This window comes from Kitasatospora sp. NPDC096147, assembly GCF_044763225.1.
GTDB lineage: Bacteria > Actinomycetota > Actinomycetes > Streptomycetales > Streptomycetaceae > Kitasatospora.
In genome coordinates, this window is record NZ_JBIWFX010000011.1 from 179997 (window position 1) to 199760 (window position 19764).

Below are 19764 nucleotides of genomic sequence, written 5' to 3' on the forward strand. Positions count from 1 at the left end.
GTCTCAGCTCCCTTCCGCGGAGTTGGAGGTGGCGCCGTTCAGGGCGTCCTGGAGTTGCGGGGCCCGGCTGCGACGGCGGGGCACCGGGGGGAGCTGCTGACCGGGCAGCGGCGGGACGGGGTAGCCGCCCGCCATCGGGTCGAAGTCGGCGGCGGGAGCGGCCGGTTGTCCCTTCTCCTCCTTGGCCTTGACCACGTCGCGGAGCAGGAAGAGCAGCAGCACCACCAGCACCGGGCCGCCGACGTACAGCACCACCTGGCCGAAGTCGTAGCCCTCGTTGCGCAGCGCGCGCACGGTGGCCACCATCACCAGCCAGACCAGCGAGACCGGGATCAGCACCTTCCAGCCCAGCTTCATGAACTGGTCGTAGCGGAACCGGGGCAGGGTGCCGCGCAGCCAGATGAAGAAGAACAGCAGCAGCTGGATCTTCAGGGTGATCCAGAGCATCGGCCACCAACCGTGGTTGGCGCCCTCCCAGAAGGTGGAGACCGGGTACGGGGCCCGCCAGCCGCCCAGGAACAGGGTGGCGGCGACCGCCGAGACGGTGACCATGTTGACGTACTCGGCCAGCATGAACATCGCGAACTTCAGCGAGGAGTACTCGGTGTTGAAGCCGCCGACCAGCTCGCCCTCGGCCTCCGGGAGGTCGAACGGCGCCCGGTTGGTCTCGCCGACCATCGCAATGATGTAGACGATGAACGAGACCGGCAGCAGCACCGCGAACCAGGTCGGCTGCTGGGAGGCGACGATCTCCGAGGTGGACATCGAGCCGGAGTAGATGAAGACCGCCGCGAAGGACAGGCCCATCGCGATCTCGTAGGAGATCATCTGCGCCGAGGAGCGCAGCCCGCCGAGCAGCGGGTAGGTCGAGCCGGAGGACCAGCCGGCCAGCACGATGCCGTAGATGCCGACCGAGGCCACCGCCAGGATGTAGAGCAGGGCGATCGGCAGGTCGGTGAGCTGCATCGGGGTGCGGGTGCCGAAGATGGACACCTCGTTCCCGGGCGGGCCGAACGGGATCACCGCGAAGGCCATGAAGGCCGGGATCGCGGCGACGATCGGCGCCAGGACGTAGACCACCTTGTCGGCGTTGGTGACGACCAGGTCTTCCTTGAGCGCCAGCTTCACGCCGTCGGCCAGCGACTGCAGCATGCCCCAGGGGCCGTGCCGGTTCGGGCCGATCCGCAGCTGCATCCAGGCGACGACCTTGCGCTCCCAGACGATCGCGATCAGCACCGTGCCGACCAGGAAGGCGAAGACGAACACCGCCTTGATCAGCACCAGCCACCACGGGTCGCGCCCGAAGAAGCCGAGGGTCTCGTATGCGGCCAGCGTCATGACTCCTCCGCCGGGGCGATGGTCACCAGGTGTCCGGTGGTGGTGCCGAGGGTGCGGAAGGCGCCGCCCGGCGTGGAGTTGAGGGGCAGCCAGACCGTGCGGTCGGGCTGCTCGGGGTGGAGCTCCAGCGGCAGGGTGAGCGACCCGCCGGGGCCGGTGATCCGCAGCGCCCCCGCCGCGCCGATCTCGGCGGCGGTGGCGGGCGAGAGCCGGGCCACGGCGGCGTGCCGGGTGCCGGCCAGGTGCTCGTCGCCGGTCTGCAGGGTGCCGTTGTCCAGCAGCAGCCGGTGGCCCGCCAGCACGGCCTGGCCGGTGGCCGGGCGGGGCAGCGGGGCGGCGACGGCGCTCGGCGCGCTGGGCAGGTCGCCCTCCCAGGGGGCGAACCGGTCCAGCTCCAGACGGGCGGCCCGGACGTCGCCGAGGGCGATCGGCCGGCCGAGCGCGTCGGCGAGCATGCTCAGCACCCGGACGTCCGAGTGGAGTTGGCGGCCCATCAGCTGGTCCGGCTTGAGCGCGGCCTCGAACATCCGCACCCGGCCCTCCCAGCTGAGGTAGGTGCCGGCCTTCTCGGTCACGGCGGCCACCGGCAGCACCACGTCGGCCCGCTCGGTGACGGCGGACGGGCGCAGCTCCAGCGAGACCACGAACCGCGCGCGGGCCAGTGCCTCGTCGGCCAGCGCCGGATCGGCCAGGTCGTCCGGGTCGAGCCCGCCGACCACCAGTGCGTCCAGGTCACCGTGGGCGGCGGCCGCCAGGATCTGGTCGGTGTCCCGGCCGAGCCGGGCCGGGAGTTCGGCCGCGCCCCAGATGGCGGCGGTCTCCGAGCGGGCGCCGGTCGAGTTCACCGGCCGTCCGCCGGGCAGCAAGCCGGGCAGCGCGCCCGCCTCGACGGCGCCGCGCTCACCGGCCCGGCGCGGCACCCAGGCCAGCCGGGCGCCGGTGGCGGTGGCCAGCCGGAGCGCGGCGGTCAGCCCGCCGGGCACGGTGGCCAGGCGCTCGCCGACCAGGATCACCGCGCCGGCCCGGCGCAGCAGTTGGCCCGCCCGGCCGGCCTCGTCACCGAGGGCGGTGTCGTCGGCCAGCGCGGTCAGCCACTCGGCCTCGGTGCCGGGCGCCGCCGGGAGCAGCGCGCCGTGCAGCTTGGCCAGGCCCCGGCTGTGGTGCGAGGCGACCGAGAAGACCTGGAGGCCGGAGGCCCGGTTGGCCTTGCGCAGCCGCAGGAAGACGATCGGCGACTCCTCCTCGGGCTCGAAGCCCGCGAGCAGCACGGCCGGTGCGGCCTCCAGCGCCTCGTAGGAGACGCCCTCGCCGTCCAGGTCCACCCCGGTGCCGGCCACCTCGGCGGCCAGGAAGTCGGCCTCCTCGGCGGAGAGCGGGCGGGCCCGGAAGTCCACGTCGTTGGTGCCGAGCGCGACCCGGGCGAACTTGCCGTAGGCGTAGGCGTCCTCGACCGTGACCCGGCCGCCGGCCAGCACGCCGGCCTTGGCACCGCGCAGCCCCTCGGCGGCGAAGGCCAGCGCCTCCGGCCAGGAGACGGCGGTGAGTTCACCGTCCTTGCGGATCATCGGGCTGGTCAGCCGGTCCCGCTGCTGGGCGTAGCGGAAGGCGAACCGGCCCTTGTCGCAGTTCCACTCCTCGTTCACCGCCGGGTCCTCGCCGGCGAGGCGCCGGAGCACCTTGCCGCGCCGGTGGTCGGTGCGCTGGGCGCAGCCGGAGGAGCAGTGCTCGCAGACGCTGGGCGCGGAGACCAGGTCGAACGGGCGGGAGCGGAACCGGTAGGCGGCCGAGGTGAGCGCGCCGACCGGGCAGATCTGGATGGTGTTGCCGGAGAAGTAGGACTCGAAGTCGTCCCCGGCCCCGGTGCCGACCTGCTGGTTGGCCCCGCGCTCCAGCAGGTCGATGAACGGGTCACCGGCCACCTGCTCGGAGAAGCGGGTGCAGCGGGCGCAGAGCACGCAGCGCTCGCGGTCCAGCAGCACCTGGGTGGAGACCGGCAGCGGCTTGGGGTAGGTGCGCTTCACCCCGTCGAAGCGGGTGTCGGTGTCGCCGGTGGACATCGCCTGGTTCTGCAGCGGGCACTCGCCGCCCTTGTCGCAGACCGGGCAGTCCAGCGGGTGGTTGATCAGCAGCAGCTCCATCACGCCGCGCTGGGCCTTCTCGGCCACCGGCGAGCTGACCTGGGTGCGGACCACCATGCCCTCGGCCACCGGGATGGTGCAGGAGGCGACCGGCTTGCGCTGGCCCTCGACCTCGACGATGCACTGCCGGCAGGCCCCGGCCGGGGCGAGCAGCGGGTGGTCGCAGAAGCGCGGGATCTGGGTGCCGATCTGCTCGGCCGCCCGGATCACCAAGGTGCCCTTGGGGACCTGGAGTTCGACCCCGTCGATGGTGAGCGTGACGAGGTCGGTGCTGGTCTTCGGCGGCTCGGTCACGGTCATGCGTGCACCTCCCTCTCGGTGGTGTGGTCGTGGGCGGTGCGGTCGGCCCAGACGGTGGAGGCGGCCCGGTCGAACGGGCAGCGCCGCTCGCTCAGGTGCTGCTCGTACTCCGCGCGGAAGTACTGGAGCGAGGAGACGATCGGGCTGGCCGCGCCGTCGCCGAGGGCGCAGAACGACTTGCCGTTGATGTTGTCGGCGATGTCGAGCAGCTTCTCCAGGTCACCGGCGACGCCCTCACCGGCCTCGATCCGCTTGAGCAACTGCACCAGCCAGTAGGTGCCTTCGCGGCACGGGGTGCACTTGCCGCAGGACTCGTGGGCGTAGAACTCGGTCCACCGGGTGACCGCCCGGACCACGCAGGTGGTCTCGTCGAAGATCTGCAGCGCCTTGGTGCCGAGCATCGAGCCGGCCGCGCCGACCCCCTCGTAGTCCAGCGGCACGTCCAGGTGCTCGTCGGTGAACATCGGGGTCGAACTGCCGCCCGGGGTCCAGAACTTGAGCCGGTGCCCGGCCCGGATGCCGCCGCTCACCTCCAGCAGCTGGCGCAGCGTGATGCCGAGCGGGGCCTCGTACTGGCCGGGGTTGGTGACGTGCCCGGAGAGCGAGTAGAGGGTGAAGCCGGGGGACTTCTCGGTGCCCAGCGACTTGAACCACTCGTTGCCCCTGGCCAGGATCGGCGGCACCGAGGCGATCGACTCGACGTTGTTCACCACCGTCGGGCAGGCGTACAGACCGGCGATCGCCGGGAACGGCGGACGCAGCCGGGGCTGGCCGCGCCGGCCCTCCAGCGAGTCCAGCAGCGCCGTCTCCTCGCCGCAGATGTACGCCCCGGCGCCGGCGTGCACGGTGATGTCCAGGTCGATCCCGGAGCCCAGGATGTCCTTGCCGAGGTACCCGGCCTCGTACGCCTCGGCCACCGCCGCGTGCAGCCGGCGGAGCACCGGCACCACCTCGCCGCGCAGGTAGATGAAGGCGTGGTCGCAGCGGATCGCGTAGGACGCGATGATCATGCCCTCGATCAGCGAGTGCGGGTTGGCGAACAGCAGCGGGATGTCCTTGCAGGTGCCCGGCTCGGACTCGTCGGCGTTCACCACCAGGTAGTGCGGCTTGCCGTCGTTCTGCGGGATGAACTGCCACTTCATCCCGGTCGGGAAGCCGGCCCCGCCCCGGCCGCGCAGGCCGGAGTCCTTCACCTGGGCGATGACGTCGTCCGGGGCCATGGCGAGCGCGTTGCGCAGGCCGACGTAGCCCTCGTGGCGGTGGTAGGTCTCCAGGCTCCAGGGGCGGTGGTCGTCCCAGGAGGCGGACAGCACGGGCGAGAGCAGCTTCTCGGCCGGCTCTGCGGAGGTCATCACGCTTCGGTCCCTTCGTGCCTCGGAGCCACGACCTTGGTGCCGGGGGTGCCGGGCAGTGCCTCGCCCTTGGCGAGCCGGAGCCCGGCCAGCGAGGGCGCGCCGCCCGCGCCGGAGGCGTCCACCGCGCCGGGGCGCTCGTCCGGGAAGCCGGCCAGGATCCGGGAGGTCTCCTTGAAGGAGCAGAGCCGGGCCCCACGGGTCGGCCGCACCTCCTGGCCGTCCCTCAGCTGGTCGACCAACTCCCGTGCGCTGTCCGGGGTCTGGTTGTCGAAGAACTCCCAGTTGACCATCACCACGGGGGCGTAGTCGCAGGCCGCGTTGCACTCGATCCGCTCGATCGAGATCTTCCCGTCCGGGGTGGTCCGGTTGTTCTCCAGGTCGAGGTGCTGCTGCAGCTCGTCGAAGATCTGGTCGCCGCCGAGCACCGCGCAGAGCGTGTTGGTGCAGACCCCGACGTGGTACTCGCCGGCCGGGCGGCGGCGGTACATGGTGTAGAAGGTGGCGACCGCCGTCACCTCGGCCGTGGTCAGGTCCAACTGCTCTGCGCAGAACCGGATCCCGGTCGGCGTCACGCAGCCCTCCTCCGCCTGCACCAGGTGCAGCAGCGGCAGCAGGGCGGACCTGGCCACCGGGTAGCGGCCGATCAACTCCTTGGCGTCCTCCGCCAGCCGGGCCCCGACCTCGGCCGGGTACGGCTTCGCCGGGAGGGCCGGCATCCCCAGTTGGACGTCGCTGCTCACCGGTCCACTCCTCCCATCACCGGGTCGATCCCGGCCACCGCGACGATCACGTCGGCGACCTGGCCGCCCTCGCACATCGCCGCCATCGTCTGCAGGTTGGTGAAGGACGGGTCCCGGAAGTGCACCCGGTACGGGCGGGTCCCGCCGTCGCTCACCACGTGCACGCCGAGCTCGCCCTTGGGCGACTCGACCGCCGCGTACGCCTGGCCGGGCGGCACCCGGAAGCCCTCGGTGACCAGCTTGAAGTGGTGGATCAGGGCCTCCATCGAGGTGCCCATGATCTTCCGGATGTGGTCCAGCGAGTTGCCCATCCCGTCCGGGCCGACGGCCAGTTGGGCGGGCCAGGCGATCTTCTTGTCGGCCACCATCACCGGGCCGGGCTTCAGCCGGTCCAGGCACTGCTCGACGATCCGCAGCGACTGGTGCATCTCCTCCAGCCGGATCAGGAACCGGCCGTAGGAGTCCGCCGTGTCGGCGGTGGCGACCTCGAAGTCGTAGTCCTCGTACCCGCAGTACGGGTCGGTCTTGCGCAGGTCGTGCGGCAGGCCGGTGGCCCGCAGGATCGGGCCGGTGGCACCGAGCGCCAGGCAGCCGGGCAGGTCCAGGAAGCCGACGTCGACCAGGCGGGCCTTGAAGACCGGGTTCCCGGTGGCCAGCTTGTCGTACTCGTGCATCCGCGAGCGGAGCGTCTTCACCGCCTCGCGGATCTGGTCCACCGCGCCGGGCGGCAGGTCCTGGGCCAGCCCGCCGGGGCGGACGTAGGCGTGGTTCATCCGCAGGCCGGTGACCAACTCGAAGACGTCCAGGATGAGTTCGCGGTCCCGGAAGCCGTAGATCATCAGCGTGGTGGAGCCGATCTCCATGCCGCCGGTGGCCAGGCAGACCAGGTGCGAGGAGATCCGGTTGAGCTCCATCATCAGCACCCGGATCACGCTGGCCCGGTCCGGCACCTGCTCGGTGATGCCGAGCAGCTTCTCGACCGCGAGGCAGTACGCGGTCTCGTTGAACATCGGGGTCAGGTAGTCCATCCGGGTCACGAAGGTGGTGCCCTGGACCCAGTTCCGGTACTCCATGTTCTTCTCGATGCCGGTGTGCAGGTAGCCGATGCCGCACCGGGCCTCGGTCACCGTCTCGCCGTCGATCTCCAGGATCAGGCGCAACACCCCGTGGGTGGACGGGTGTTGCGGGCCCATGTTGACGATGATGCGCTCGTCGTCGGCCCGGCCGACGGCCTCCACCACCTCGCCCCAGTCGCCACCGGTGACGGTGAAGACCCGTCCCTCGGTGGTCTCCCGCGCTTCCTCGATGTGAGTGGTCATCAGCTGTACGACCTCCGCTGGTCGGGCGCCGGGATCTGGGCGCCCTTGTACTCGACGGGGATGCCGCCGAGCGGGTAGTCCTTGCGCTGCGGGTGACCGGTCCAGTCGTCCGGCATCATGATCCGTGTCAGCGCCGGGTGGCCCTCGAAGACCAGGCCGAAGAAGTCCCAGGCCTCGCGCTCGTGCCAGTCGTTGGTCGGGTAGACGCTGACCACCGAGGGGATCACCGGGTCGGAGTCCGGCGCGGTGACCTCCAGCCGGAGCAGCCGGCCGTGGGTGATCGAGCGCAGCGGGTAGACCGCGTGCAACTCCCGCCCGGTGTCACCCGGGTAGTGCACGCCGTTGACGCCGAGGCAGAGCTCGTAGCGCAGCGCCGGGTCGTCCCGGAGGGTACGGACGGCCTTCAGCAGGTGCTCGCGGGCGATGTGGAAGGTGAGCTCGCCGCGGTCCACCACGGTCTTCTCGATCACCTCGGCCGGGTCCAGGCCCTGCTCCTCCAGCGCGCCCTCGAACTCGTCGGCGATCTCGTCGAAGCCGTGCCCGTACGGGCGGCTGCCGGCCGGCGGCAGCGCGATCGGGGCGGCCAGGCCGCCGAAGCCGGAGGTGTCGCCGCTGCCCTGGGCGCCGAACATGCCCTGGCGCTTGCCGATCACCTCGACCGGGATCTCCCGCCGGGTGGCGGGGACTGACGTCTCGTCACTCATCGCAGCAGCCCCCGCATCTCGCTGGTCGGGGTGGCCTCCAGGGCCAGCTCCTCCGCCAACTCCTCGGCGCGGCGCCGGTTCACGCCCAGCGGCTCGTGCTGGATCTTCTCGTGCAGCTTGATGATGGCGTCCATCAGCATCTCCGGGCGGGGCGGACAGCCCGGCAGGTAGATGTCGACCGGGACGATGTGGTCCACGCCCTGCACGATCGCGTAGTTGTTGAACATCCCGCCGGAGGAGGCGCAGACGCCCATCGAGATGACCCACTTCGGATTGGCCATCTGGTCGTACACCTGGCGCAACACCGGCGCCATCTTCTGGCTCACCCGACCGGCCACGATCATCAGGTCGGCCTGCCGGGGGGAGCCCCGGAAGACCTCCATGCCGAACCGGGCCAGGTCGTAGCGGCCCGCCCCGGTGGTCATCATCTCGATCGCGCAGCAGGCCAGCCCGAAGGTCGCGGGGAAGAGCGACGCCTTGCGCACCCACCCCGCCGCCGCCTCCACGCTGGTGAGCAGAAAGCCGCTCGGCAGCTTCTCCTCGATACCCATCAGTTCCCTCTCAGTCCCTCAAGTCCGGTGGCTTGCCCCCGTGTTCACAAGCGGCCCGCACCGTCACGGGGAGCCGCCCGACCGGGGCGTTCAGTCCCACTCGAGACCGCCGCGACGCCACACGTAGGCGTACGCGACGAAGACGGTGGCGATGAACAGGAGCATCTCGACCAACCCGAAGATCCCCAGGGCGTCGAAGCTGACCGCCCAGGGATAGAGGAAGACGATCTCGATGTCGAAGACGATGAAGAGCATCGCCGTGAGGTAGTACTTGATCGGGAACCGACCGCCGCCCACCGGCTGCGGGGTCGGTTCGATGCCACACTCGTACGCCTCCAACTTGGCCCGGTTGTAACGCTTCGGGCCGGTCAGCGAGGCCATCACGACGGAGCCGACCGCGAACGCCGCCGCGATGGCACCGAGTACGAGGATCGGCGCGTAGGCATTCATTGCCCCCGCTCCCTCCGTCCAGTCTTCCTTGACTGCAGATCGGAACCGCCGGGTCACGCTCCGCACGACCCGCTTCCGACTCGTGAGATCCACCCATGTGAGGCAGTTCACAAGCCTTGGAACGAGCGCATCCTATGCCCGTCGGCTTGTGACGTGCGACACGCGGTTCTGAACGATCTTTGTGATCTACGCCACCTCGCAAAGGATCACGGAGGGGCGGAAGGCGGGATCAATCAACCCAGTGCAGGCAAGTGGTCACAAACCGTCGCATTCGCCTGTGAAGTGACTGGTCAGCGGGCCATGCGCATATCAACTCGGCTGGTGATCATGCAAATTTCGAAGCGTGCGATTGACGTGATAAAGGGACCACCCAGGAGGGTGGTCCCTTCGGAACGGTCGCTTGACCCTTCGTTCACAAGCGCACGAGGAGGTGGCTCCTAGGGTCGGCGGTCGCCCCAGACGTGGGCCGCGATGCCCACCCGGTTCCGCACGCCGAGCTTGCGCTGGATGTTGGCGAGGTGGTTCTTCACCGTGCCCGGGGAGATGAACAGTTGGCCGGCCACCGCCGCGTTGGTCGCCCCGTCCGCCACCAGGGCGGCGATCTCGGCCTCCCGGGGCGTGAGCTGCTCCGGCGCCACCGCCCCGGTGCCGGTGACCGGCCCGGCCGGCTCCGGCCGCTCCGGGGCGGTCAGCTGCCGGAGCAGACGGACCGTCACCTCCGGGCTGATCAGCGCGTCCCCGGCCACCGCCGCCCGGACCGCCTCCACCAGCAGCGCCGGGCTGGACCGCTTCACCAGGAAGCCGGCCGCCCCGTACCGCAGCGCGGCGTGCACGTACTCGTCCAGGTCGAAGGTGGTCACCACGACCACCCGGAGCGGATCCGGCACCCCCGGGCCGGCCAACCGCCTGGTCAGCTCCAGCCCGTCCAGCCCCGGCATCCTGATGTCCGCCAGCACCACGTCCGGCCGCAGCCGCCGGGCCAGGTCCAGGGCCTGGTCCCCGTCGGCCGCCTCGGCCACCACGGTCAGGTCGGGCTGGGCGTCCAGGATGATCCGGTACGCGGTGCGGATGTCGGCGTGGTCGTCCGCCAACAGGATGGTGATCGTCACAACTCCCCCTCGGTCGGCGGCAGGTACGCCCTGACCTGCCAGCCCCGTTCGGTCCGGGCCGCCTCCAGCGTCCCGTCCAGTGCCTCCACCCGGCCCGCCAGCCCGCGCAGTCCGTGCCCGCCCCGGCCCACCTGTCCGGGCCCACGGCCGACCCCGGGGCCGTGCCCGCGACCGATCCCGCGACCGGTCCGGGCCGGCCCCGCGCCGCCGCCGTCGTCGCTGACCAGCACCTCCAGCCCGCCCCGGGCCGACGGCCGGACGGCCACCTCCACCAGGGTGGCGGCGGGCGCGTGCCGCCGGACGTTGGTCAGCGCCTCGACCACCACCCGGTGCGCGGTCGCCCCCGCTTCCCGGCTGACCGGCGGGCCGTCCCCGTCCGGCAGCTCCAGCCGGACGGCGGCCGGGCCGGAGGCGGCGAACCGCTCGACCACACCCGGGAGTTCGGCCAGGCCGGGCTGCGGATCGCGGCGGGCCGCGTCCTCACTGCGGAGCAGGTGCACCGTGCGGTCCAGCGAGGCCAGCGCCTGCTGCCCGGCCTCCTCGATCCGGCGGAACAGCTCCTCCTGACCCTCCGACACGAACGCCCCGGCCTGGGCCAGCGCCACCATCCCGCTCACGTCGTGCGCCACGAAGTCGTGCAGGTCGTGCGCGAGTTCGATCCGCTGGGCCCGGCGGGCCGCCTGCACCTCGCGCCGCCGCCGCTCGTCCAGCGCCCCCAGGTAGAGCCCGACCGCCACCACCAGCAGCCCGGCCAGCAGCCCGAATCCGAACAGTCCGATGGTCTCCCGCCACCCCTCCGGCGCGACGTACCTGGTCGGCCAGAGCACCGCCGCCGAGCCCGCCAACGCCGCCGCCGGCCACCGCCGGGCCCGGACCGCCAGCGCCACCAGGGACAGCAGCAGCCCCAGTTCGGCCACCACCAGGGTGCCGACCAGCCGGTTCGACTCACCGATCCCACCCAGCCACCACCCGACGGCGGTCGCCACCAGCGACGCCACCGCCACGCCGGCCCCCCACCGAACGATCATGCGAACACCCTACGGTCCGGGCCCCCGCCCGTGCGGGCCCGTTCCGACCCGCCCCTGCCGAACGGCACATGACCACCCGTCAGGACCGGCCGATCGGCATCTGCTCCCGGGCCGGCGACCCGGAAGGCTGTGCACACCGAGCCCGGCCACCCCGAACGAGAGGCCCCCCGATGCCCACCACCCTGGACCCCGCCACCAGCTCGGCCGCCACCACCTCGGCCGCCCCCGCCGACACCCCCGCCGTCCGGCCGCCCGCCCGGTGGGCCGTCCGCACGGCCCGGCTGGCCGCCCTGACCGCCGTCCCCTCCGGCCTCTGGCGGCTGGCCCTCGGCGTCGGCATCCCGGTCGGCTTCAGCGGCACGATGGAGGCCCGGATGACCGCCCACATGCCGGGCTGGGGCACCCTCTACGTGATCGTCCTCTCCGCCCTGGCCGAGGCCCTGGCCTTCCTCACCCTCGGCCTGGTCCGCCCCTGGGGCCAACTCCCGCCCCGTCGGCTCCCGTTCGTCGGCGGTCGGCGGATCGCCCCGCGCACCGCCGCCACCGCCGCCGCCCTCGGCGCCGTGGCCGTCACCCTGATCACCACCTACGGCGCCACCACCTGGTACGACGGCGAAGCCATGGGCAACCCCGAGGCCCCGCAGGGCCTGGCCGGCTTCCTGATGACCGCCTGCTACGCCCCGCTGCTGCTCTGGGGCCCGCTGCTCGCCGTGGTCACCGCCGACTTCCGGCGCCGCGCGCGGGCCGCCTCGTGCTGAACGGTGCCCGCCGAGGGAGCCGCCGTGCGGCGGCCCCACTCGGTGCCGGCCAGGACGCAGACCGCGCCGAGCAGGGCGAGCGGGCCGAGGTGGTCGCCGGCCAGGGTGATGCCGAAGACGGCGGCCCAGAGCGGCTCGGTGCCGAGCAGCAGGGAGACCCGGGACGGCGAGGTGGCGCGGACGGCCCACATCTGGACCACGAAGGCGAAGATCGTGCAGAGCAGCGAGAGGTGCAGCAGCACCGCCCAGTCGGTGGCGTCGTAGGAGGCCGCCAGACTGACCGGCGAGGTGCCGGCGAAGGGCGCGATCACCGCGAACACCAGGGTGGCGGTGGCCAGTTGGACCCAGGTGAGGGCGCCGGAGTCGGCCTCCCGGATGGACGTCGTCCGGGCCATCACGAGCACGTGCGCGGTCCGCACCAGCGCCGCGCCGAGCACCAGCAGGTCACCGGCGCCCGGCACCCGGAAGCCGCCGCCCCCGGTGAGCAGCGCGACCCCGAGCACCGAGAGCCCGGCCGCCGCGACGAACGGCCGGGGCAGCGGGGTGCGGGCCAGGGCGCTCTCGGCGAGCGGGGTGAGCACCATGGTGAGGCTGATGATCAGGCCCGCGTTGGTCGCCGAGGTGTGCACAGCCCCGTAGGTCTCCAGCAGGAAGACCGCCCCGAGCACCAGCCCCAGCGAGGCCCCGCCGAGCCACTGGCGGAGCCCGAAGCGGCGCAGCCCGCGCCAGGTGAAGAGCGCCAGCAGCGGCAGCGCCACCCCGAAGCGCAGCACCAGCATGGCCACCACGCTCTCGTCGGTGGCCACGTTCTTGACCGCCAGGAAGCTGGACCCCCAGGCCACCGCGACCCCGAGCACGGGCAGGTCACGGACGAACGGGGCGAGGGACGGACGCATGCGGTCTCCTCCGGAGCGGGAAGCGGAGCCGTGCGGCGTCGAACGGTCTGGTGGCGGGCATCGTCCCGCACGCCCGCCCGGCTGATCAACACCTTTCCACCCCTCGGTCCACCGGCAGCCGACCGGCAACTTCGGCTTCCGACCTGACACCGTGCATACCGAACAGTCGTCCGGGCATTGATGATTGCGCCATGCCAACTCCCCGCCGCTCCCCGGAGGCTCCTCAAGTGCTGCGCAAACACTGGGCCCTGCTCACCGCCGCCACCACCCTGCCGCTCGCCCTGACCACCTCGGTCGGCGTCGCGGACGCCGCCCCCGCGGTGACCGTGAACTGCAGCTACACCCCGGCGGTGCCCGCCGACAACTTCAAGGGCATCCCGGTCTTCGACGCCAAGCAGGCAGCCAAGCCCTACAGCGCCACCCTGAAGACCACCCAGGGCACCATCACCTTCAAGGCGCTGACCGACAAGGCTCCGTGCACCACCTTCTCGTTCCGCTTCCTGGCCGAGCGGGACTACTTCGACAAGAGCCACTGCCACCGCCTGACCACCGAACGGATCTTCGTCCTCCAGTGCGGCGACCCGACCGGCACCGGCAGCGGCGGCCCCGGCTACTCCTTCCCCGACGAGAACCTCACCGGCGCCACCTACCCCGCCGGCACCGTCGCGATGGCCAACGCCGGCCCGAACACCAACGGCAGCCAGTTCTTCTTCGTCTGGAAGGACACCAAGCTCTCCCCCGCCTACACCCCCTTCGGCCAGGTCACCGGCGGCCTCGACGTCCTCCAGAAGATCGCCGCCGCCGGCTCCGACTCCCAGAACAACCCCGGCGACGGCTACCCGAATCTGGTCCCCACCTTCAAGAACGTCAAGATCACCAAGCGCTGACGCCCCGTCACCCGGCCCGCGTCACCCGGCCCGCGCCTCCCGTACGGTGGCCCCGACCACCTCACACCGCCGTACGGGAGCAGCGCCATGGACACCGGGACCTGGGAGACGGTCGAGCGCCTGGTCGGCTGGCTGGACCGGGAGAGCGTGCACTCCCCCGAGGCCGAGCGGCTGCTGCGCATCCTCAAGGTCTCCGAGGAGGCCGGCGAGGTGGCACGGGCGGTGATCGGAGCGACCGGGCAGAACCCCCGCAAGGGCACCACGCACAGCTGGACCGACGTGCAGCACGAGCTCTGCGACGTCGCGCTCACCGCACTGGTCGCGCTGCGCAGCCTCACCCCTGACGCGGCGTCGGTGTTCGCCGAGCGACTCGCGCACGTGGACGGGCGCTCGCGGGGGCGGGCCGGGTGAGCAGCAGGACCACCGGGGTGAGCAGCAGGACGGCGCCGGCCGCCGGGTGGACGGTGCGGGGGTGCAGCGCCCTGACAGCCGGCCCGTCCCCCGGGCAGGACATCAGGATCGCACCGGCGCCGGCCGTGACGGTCCGGCGGCGAACCGGCTCAGGCCACCGGGTGGCGTCGGGGGCGGTCCTGCCGCAGCTCGACCAGCAGTCCGGCGGCCAGCACGGCGACCGCACCGGCCAGCGCCACCGGGTCGGCCGGACCGGCGGCCGGCCAGGCCCAGCGGTGCGGGTGGCCGCCGGGGCCGAGGCCGAAGGCAGCGGAGACGAAGGCGTACAGGACCGGGGCGAGGACAGCCGCCTGACGGCCCAGCAGCGGACGGGCACAGGCGGCCAGGCCCAGGTGGAGCACGAGGTTGCGCAGCGCCTGGGCCGAGATCCGGGCCGCCGCCGGATCGGCGAGCAGCAGGTGCACGGCCAGGCCGACGGCCGCCGCCGACACCGGGACCAGCAGCAGCACCAGCGCGTCGGCCCGGCCCACCGGCCGCACCGCCACCGCCTCCAGCCCGATCGCCCGGGCCCGGCCGGCGGCCACTGCGACGGCCGGCAGCACCGAGACCAGCAGGGCCAGCGGGACGGCCGCACGGCCGGCCCCGCCGAACTGCGGGACGGGTACGGCGGACCCGCCCACCGTGGCGATCACCAGCCAGGTGAGCAGGGTGACGACCAGGGTCAGCGGCAACCGACGGGACGTCAGCCACCAGCTCACCGGCGGCCCCCGCCCTCGCGCGGGAGCCGCCGTGGCGGCACCGCTCCCCGGCCCCGGGTCACCGGCGACACCCGACCGCCGCCGAGGCCTCCCGGTACCAGCGCAGTTGCTCGGCCGACGGCAGGGTGAGCTGTGCGGCCAGCCAGGACTCCAGCTCGGGGCCGTGGTTCGCCACCGCCGCCGCCCGGTCGACCCCCGCCGTGACCGCGAGCCAGGCCCTCAACCGCTCGGGCAGTGCACGGCCTTCGGGCGAGCGGTCGCAGACCGGTGCGGCCGGGTCGGCCTCGGCCCGCTCCCGGGCCTGACCGGCCGGGCTCGCCACCACCGAGAGCACCATCTGCTGTGCGCCGAAGGCGGGATCGACCCGGAGGAACACCTGCCAGCGGTCGGCCCCGCCTCCCGGGTCAGCCTCGGTGATCACCTTCGGCACGGGCACCCCTGCCGCCGCCAACCGGGCGCTCGCCCCCGCCAGCGCCGCCGAGGCGGTGGGCAGCCGCCCGGCGTGCTCGGGCCAGACGCAGACCTCGGGGCCGCCCGGCTCCTGACGGCACACCAGCTCCGCCGCGCTCCTGGCGCGGTACGGGTCCAGCCCGAGGTCCCGGACCAGGCCGACCGATCCGGCTGCCGCCGCCGCCAGCAGCAGCGGAGCGACCACCATGCCGAGGGCCGGTCCGGACAGCCGGGGCAGGCCGGGCAGACCCGGCGGACCGGAGCGGGCCGGGTGCCAGCGGTGCACCACCACCGCCCCGGCCACCGCCAGCAGGCCGAGTGCCAGCAGCGCGGGGGCGGCGACGGCCCCGGGCAGCGGCACGGAGCCGCTGTCGCAGCAGTCCCGCACCGGCCCGGGCAGCAGCCGGAGCCAGAGCGGGTCGCCGGCCGGCGGATAGACGTTCCACAGGTAGTCGGCGACCAGCACCACCGGCACCGCCACCACCGGCCGCACCAGCAGCCCCACCGCGTAGCCCACCGCCAGCTGCCCGATCAGCACCAGCACGGCGGCGCCCAGGATCAGCGGGTCCGGCCCGCCCGGCGCCGCACCCATCTCCCACCGGACGGTCAGCAGGGCCGCCACGAGTGCCGACAGCCCGCCGGCCAGCACCGGCCCGAGCGCCCGGGCGGCGACGTGCAGCCCTCCCCGGGCCGGGGTCCACCCGGCCCAACCGGCCTGCCGGATCCGCCCCGCCTCCCAGGCCGCGCACGCGGCACCCAGCGGGGCGACCACGATCAGCGCCCACATCGCCACCGCCGTGGCACCCGTCCAGTACCCGTCCACCTGCCCGGCCACGGCGGGCTTCCGGAGCAACAGCACCGCCAGCACCACCTGCACCGGTGCCACCAGCACCACCGGGCGGCTCCACCGGCGACTCCACGGGCGGCTCCACGGGCGGCTCCACGGGCGCGGACGACGGATCACCGGCCCGCCCCGTCCCGCAGCAGCTCCCCGTAGGCGGCCTCGGCCCGGCGCGGGGCCGGCGTGCCCGACGCCGCCAGTCGGCCGAACTCGGCCACGGTGCCGAGGAAGCGGACCTGCCCCTGCTCCAGCACCACCACGTGGTCGAAGAGCTCGTCCAGGTCGTCGGTCTGGTGGGTGGAGACCACCACGTGACGGGTGCTCAGCTCCCGCACCACCTCGCGGAAGACCACCCGCTGCCGGGGGTCCAGCCCGGCCGTCGGCTCGTCCATCAGGATCAGGTCGGCCGAGTGCACCAGCGCCTGCGCGATGCCGACCCGGCGCAGCTGGCCGCCGGAGAGCGCACCGGCCCCCCGGTCGGCCTCGGCCGTCAGCCCGACCCGCTCCAGCGCCTGCCCGGCGGCGTCCCACGCCGCGCGGCGTGCCATGCCCTTGAGCCAGCCCGCGTACGCGACCTGCTCCCGGGCGGTCGCCCTCGGCATCACCTGGACGGCCTGCGGCAGCCACCCCACCCGTCGCCGGTACGCGCCGCGCGAGCGGCGGTCGGCGGGGTCCAGCCCGTCGTACCGCACCGAACCGCGCTGCGGGCGGAGCGCGGAGGCCGCGAGTGAGAGCAGGGTGGACTTCCCGGCCCCGTTGGGCCCGAGGAGCACCGTCCGGCCCGCCGGCAGGCGGAGGTCGAGGCCGTCCAGGACGACGGGGCCACGGCGGTGACGGTAGCTACAGGAGGTGAACTCGACTGGCACCGGGCGAACTTAGCAAGGTCGTTCGGACACTGACGGCGATTCCGCCGCCCTCGGCCGCAGTTGGCCGGATACCGCCGTCGGCGGCCGAGGGGCGAGCAGAGGGTGACGGAGCGTCAGGCGTTCGGTGCGACCTTGGCCAGGCCGTTGATGATGCGGTCCATCGCGTCGCCGCCCTGCGGGTCGGTGAGGTTGGCGAGCATCTTGAGGACGAACTTCATCAGGATCGGGTGGGTGAGTCCGCGCTGGGTGGCGAGCTGCATCACCTTGGGGTTGCCGATCAGCTTCACGAAGCCCCGGCCGAGCGTGTAGTAGCCGCCGTAGACGTCCTTGAGGATGCGGGGGTACGCCTGGAGGGCGCGCTCGCGGCCCTCGGGGGTGATCCGGGCGTGTGCCTGGACGATGACGCCGGCCGCGATCTGGCCGGATTCCATCGCATAGGCGATGCCCTCCCCGTTGAAGGGGTTGACCATGCCGCCGGCGTCGCCGACCAGCAGCAGGCCCCGGGTGTAGTGCGGCTGGCGGTTGAAGGCCATCGGGAGGGCGGCGCCGCGGATCGGATCGGTCATGTTCTCGGGGGTGTAGCCCCACTCGGCGGGCATCGAGGCGCACCAGGCCTTGAGCACCTCGCGCCAGTCCAACTCCCCGAAGGCGGGCGAGGAGTTGAGGATGCCGAGGCCGACGTTGGAGGTGCCGTCGCCCATGCCGAAGACCCAGCCGTAGCCGGGCAGCAGCTTCCGGTCGCCGCCCCGGGTGTCCCAGAGCTCCAGCCAGGACTCCAGGTAGTCGTCGTCGTGCCGGGGCGAGGTGAAGTAGGTGCGGTAGGCGACGCCCATCGGGCGGTCCTCCCGGCGGTGCAGGCCCATCGCCAGCGAGAGCCGGGTGGAGTTGCCGTCGGCCGCGACCACCAGCGGGGCGCGGAAGACCACCGGGCGCTTGTCGTCGCCCAGCTTGGCGGTGACGCCGGTGATCCGGCCGGTGCGGTCGTCCAGCACCGGGCCGGTCACGTTGCACTTCTCGTACAGCCGGGCACCGGCCTTCTGGGCCTGACGGGCCAGCAGCTCGTCGAAGTCGGCGCGCTTGCGGACCAGCCCGTAGTCCGGGTACGCGGACAGCTCCGGCCAGTCCAGCTCCAGCCGGACGCCGCCGCCGATGATCCGCAGGCCCTTGTTGTGCAGCCAGCCGTTGGAGGTGGAGACGTCGATGCCCATGTCCACCAGCTGCTTGGTGGCGCGCGGGGTCAGGCCGTCGCCGCAGACCTTCTCGCGGGGGAACTCGGTCTTCTCCAGCAGCAGCACGTCCAGCCCCGCCTGGGCCAGGTAGTACGCGGTGGTGGCCCCGGCCGGGCCGGCCCCGACCACGATCACGTCGGCGCTGCTCTCCACCGTCTCGCCGGACTGGCTGCTCAGGTCAACTGCGGTGTCGGACACGGCTGGGCACACTCCACTACGTCGGGCTGCGGGCTCGGTCGAGTCTAGTTGGGCCTTATGCCTTGAAGCCCCGGTGCAGCGCGACGATGCCACCGGTGAGGTTGCGCCAGGCGACCCGCTGCCAGCCGGCCTGCTGGAGCCGGACGGCCAGCGCGGGCTGGTCGGGCCAGGAGCGGATCGACTCGGCGAGGTAGACGTACGCGTCCGGGTTGGAGCTGACGGCGGTGGCCACCGGCGGCAGCGCGCGCATCAGGTACTCGGTGTAGACGGTGCGGAACGGGGTCCAGGTGGGGGTGGAGAACTCGCAGATCACCACCTTGCCGCCGGGCTTGGTGACCCGGTGCAGCTCGCGCAGCGCGGCGTCGGTGTCCTGCACGTTGCGCAGCGCGAAGGAGATGGTGGTGGCGTCGAAGCTGTCGTCGGCGAACGGCAGCTTGGTGGCGTCACCGGCCGTCAGGGCCAGCTCGGGGTGGCGCTTCTTGCCCTCGCCCAGCATCCCGATCGAGAAGTCGCAGGGCACCACCTCGGCCCCGGCCTCGGCGAACGGCAGCGAGGAGGTGCCGGTGCCGGCGCCCAGGTCCAGCACCCGCTGGCCGGGGCCGGCGTCCACCGCCTCGGCCACCGCACGGCGCCAGGCCCGTGCCTGGCCGAGGGAGAGCACGTCGTTCGTACGGTCGTACTTCGCGGCGACGTCGTCGAACATCGCGGCGACTTCGCGCGGCTGCTTGTCCAGGGAGGCTCGGGTCACGCCCCCCATTGTTCACCACGGCGTCCCGGAGCTCGGAGGAGGTCCGTCGGCGGGTCAGCGCGAGCGGTCCGACGGGCGGTCCGGTGAGTGGTCCGACGGCGGTCCGACGGCGGTCCGGTGGGTGGTCCGACGGGCGGTCAGCGGAGCGCGCGGCGGCCGGACTTGCGGCGGCGGCGGGAGCGCTTGCCGTGGCTGATCGCGGGCATCCCGGCCCCGAAGGCCTCGGAGGCGAAGGCGATGGTGGTGCGCGGCCGGTTGCGCCGGGACTCGGCGGTGCCCCGGCGGTGCAGCCAGATCCGGTAGCAGCTGAAGGCGAGCAGCAGCAGCGCGACCGGGACGCTGACCCGGGCCAGCCCGACCCCGGCCGGCTGCGGGTAGCGCTTGCCGCAGGCGCGGACCGCGCCCGGGTCGTTCCCGGCGTACTCCAGGCAGATCCGGTCGCCGACCCGGGCCTCCTCGGGCAGCCAGAGGTCGGTGGCGGTCAGACTGCGGCCCTCGGCCGGGTAGCTGACGGAGCTGTAGGTGCCGGTGCCGGTGGACAGCTGGGTGACGGTGCCCTGCACCTTCACCGGGTCGGCGTTGATCCGGTCCGCCTGGTCGGCCTGGCGCCAGCCGAGCAGGCACATGCCGAGCGCGAGCACCGCGCTGAGCACGGCGGCGAGGTACCAGCCTCGACCGAGGCGCATGCTG

At 73.0% G+C, this 19764-nt stretch carries 20 protein-coding genes; 3 read left to right on the plus strand and 17 right to left on the minus strand.

Annotation, left to right across the window (positions count from 1 at the left end; genetic code table 11):
* Window positions 1-3 precede the first annotated feature (3 nt).
* From nuoH to ACIRBX_RS29050, 10 genes are all read right to left on the minus strand, one after another.
* Window positions 4-1338 carry an NADH-quinone oxidoreductase subunit NuoH gene (gene nuoH, locus ACIRBX_RS29005; RefSeq protein WP_402301106.1) on the minus strand — a complete coding sequence of 445 codons (1335 nt, stop codon included), beginning with the start codon at window positions 1336-1338 and terminating at the stop codon, window positions 4-6.
* Window positions 1335-3776 carry an NADH-quinone oxidoreductase subunit G gene (locus ACIRBX_RS29010; RefSeq protein WP_402301109.1) on the minus strand — a complete coding sequence of 814 codons (2442 nt, stop codon included), beginning with the start codon at window positions 3774-3776 and terminating at the stop codon, window positions 1335-1337. The genes nuoH and ACIRBX_RS29010 overlap by 4 nt, the downstream gene beginning before the upstream one ends.
* The gene (nuoF, locus tag ACIRBX_RS29015; protein ID WP_402301112.1) at window positions 3773-5128 is read right to left on the minus strand and encodes an NADH-quinone oxidoreductase subunit NuoF; all 1356 of its coding nucleotides are present in this window, start codon (window positions 5126-5128) and stop codon (window positions 3773-3775) included. Before nuoF ends, ACIRBX_RS29010 begins: the two co-directional genes overlap by 4 nt.
* Window positions 5128-5847, minus strand: a complete 720-nt coding sequence (gene nuoE, locus ACIRBX_RS29020; RefSeq protein ID WP_402301254.1) for an NADH-quinone oxidoreductase subunit NuoE — start codon at window positions 5845-5847, stop codon at window positions 5128-5130. The genes nuoF and nuoE overlap by 1 nt, the downstream gene beginning before the upstream one ends.
* A 20-nt stretch (window positions 5848-5867) precedes the next feature.
* Window positions 5868-7190 carry an NADH-quinone oxidoreductase subunit D gene (locus ACIRBX_RS29025; protein WP_402301115.1) on the minus strand — a complete coding sequence of 441 codons (1323 nt, stop codon included), beginning with the start codon at window positions 7188-7190 and terminating at the stop codon, window positions 5868-5870.
* A complete protein-coding gene (locus tag ACIRBX_RS29030; RefSeq protein ID WP_402301117.1) occupies window positions 7190-7894 on the minus strand; it encodes an NADH-quinone oxidoreductase subunit C in 705 nt (234 codons plus the stop codon). Before ACIRBX_RS29030 ends, ACIRBX_RS29025 begins: the two co-directional genes overlap by 1 nt.
* Window positions 7891-8445: a NuoB/complex I 20 kDa subunit family protein gene (locus ACIRBX_RS29035; protein ID WP_402301120.1), complete on the minus strand. Its 555-nt coding sequence runs from the start codon at window positions 8443-8445 to the stop codon at window positions 7891-7893. The genes ACIRBX_RS29030 and ACIRBX_RS29035 overlap by 4 nt, the downstream gene beginning before the upstream one ends.
* 90 nt (window positions 8446-8535) lie before the next feature.
* Window positions 8536-8895 (minus strand): NADH-quinone oxidoreductase subunit A, encoded by a 360-nt coding sequence (locus ACIRBX_RS29040; protein WP_014137597.1) that lies wholly within the window; start codon window positions 8893-8895, stop codon window positions 8536-8538.
* Window positions 8896-9332: 437 nt separating this feature from the next.
* On the minus strand, window positions 9333-10004 hold the full coding sequence (locus tag ACIRBX_RS29045) for a response regulator (protein ID WP_402301123.1): 672 nt from the start codon (window positions 10002-10004) through the stop codon (window positions 9333-9335).
* Entirely contained in the window at window positions 10001-11032 is a 1032-nt protein-coding gene (locus ACIRBX_RS29050) for a sensor histidine kinase (RefSeq protein WP_402301126.1), read from the minus strand. Before ACIRBX_RS29050 ends, ACIRBX_RS29045 begins: the two co-directional genes overlap by 4 nt.
* A gap of 170 nt (window positions 11033-11202) precedes the next feature.
* Here ACIRBX_RS29050 and ACIRBX_RS29055 point away from each other — a divergent pair, with 170 nt between their 5' ends.
* Window positions 11203-11790 carry a hypothetical protein gene (locus ACIRBX_RS29055; protein ID WP_402301129.1) on the plus strand — a complete coding sequence of 196 codons (588 nt, stop codon included), beginning with the start codon at window positions 11203-11205 and terminating at the stop codon, window positions 11788-11790.
* On the opposite strand, the gene ACIRBX_RS29060 is transcribed toward ACIRBX_RS29055, so the two are convergent.
* Window positions 11706-12686 carry a DMT family transporter gene (locus ACIRBX_RS29060; RefSeq protein WP_402301132.1) on the minus strand — a complete coding sequence of 327 codons (981 nt, stop codon included), beginning with the start codon at window positions 12684-12686 and terminating at the stop codon, window positions 11706-11708. The genes ACIRBX_RS29055 and ACIRBX_RS29060 overlap by 85 nt on opposite strands.
* A gap of 227 nt (window positions 12687-12913) precedes the next feature.
* Here ACIRBX_RS29060 and ACIRBX_RS29065 point away from each other — a divergent pair, with 227 nt between their 5' ends.
* Both ACIRBX_RS29065 and ACIRBX_RS29070 read left to right on the plus strand, forming a co-directional pair.
* A complete protein-coding gene (locus tag ACIRBX_RS29065; RefSeq protein ID WP_402301135.1) occupies window positions 12914-13573 on the plus strand; it encodes a peptidylprolyl isomerase in 660 nt (219 codons plus the stop codon).
* 87 nt (window positions 13574-13660) lie between these two features.
* On the plus strand, window positions 13661-13984 hold the full coding sequence (locus ACIRBX_RS29070) for a MazG-like family protein (RefSeq protein ID WP_402301138.1): 324 nt from the start codon (window positions 13661-13663) through the stop codon (window positions 13982-13984).
* Window positions 13985-14133: 149 nt separating this feature from the next.
* Here the strand turns inward: ACIRBX_RS29070 and ACIRBX_RS29075 are convergent, their stop codons facing one another.
* The 6 genes from ACIRBX_RS29075 to ACIRBX_RS29100 all read right to left on the minus strand — a co-directional run bounded on the left by ACIRBX_RS29075 (window position 14134) and on the right by ACIRBX_RS29100 (window position 19760).
* Window positions 14134-14742 carry a hypothetical protein gene (locus tag ACIRBX_RS29075; protein ID WP_402301141.1) on the minus strand — a complete coding sequence of 203 codons (609 nt, stop codon included), beginning with the start codon at window positions 14740-14742 and terminating at the stop codon, window positions 14134-14136.
* 58 nt (window positions 14743-14800) lie between these two features.
* Window positions 14801-16087, minus strand: coding sequence for a hypothetical protein (locus tag ACIRBX_RS29080; RefSeq protein ID WP_402301144.1), 1287 nt, complete (start codon window positions 16085-16087; stop codon window positions 14801-14803).
* Between the two features lie 65 nt (window positions 16088-16152).
* Window positions 16153-16899, minus strand: coding sequence for an ABC transporter ATP-binding protein (locus ACIRBX_RS29085; protein WP_402301147.1), 747 nt, complete (start codon window positions 16897-16899; stop codon window positions 16153-16155).
* 113 nt (window positions 16900-17012) lie between these two features.
* Complete coding sequence (locus tag ACIRBX_RS29090; RefSeq protein WP_402301257.1) at window positions 17013-18281, minus strand: geranylgeranyl reductase family protein; 1269 nt, start codon at window positions 18279-18281, stop codon at window positions 17013-17015.
* Window positions 18282-18381: 100 nt separating this feature from the next.
* Entirely contained in the window at window positions 18382-19074 is a 693-nt protein-coding gene (locus tag ACIRBX_RS29095) for a demethylmenaquinone methyltransferase (protein ID WP_402301150.1), read from the minus strand.
* A gap of 137 nt (window positions 19075-19211) precedes the next feature.
* Window positions 19212-19760: a hypothetical protein gene (locus tag ACIRBX_RS29100; RefSeq protein ID WP_402301153.1), complete on the minus strand. Its 549-nt coding sequence runs from the start codon at window positions 19758-19760 to the stop codon at window positions 19212-19214.
* Window positions 19761-19764 lie beyond the last annotated feature (4 nt).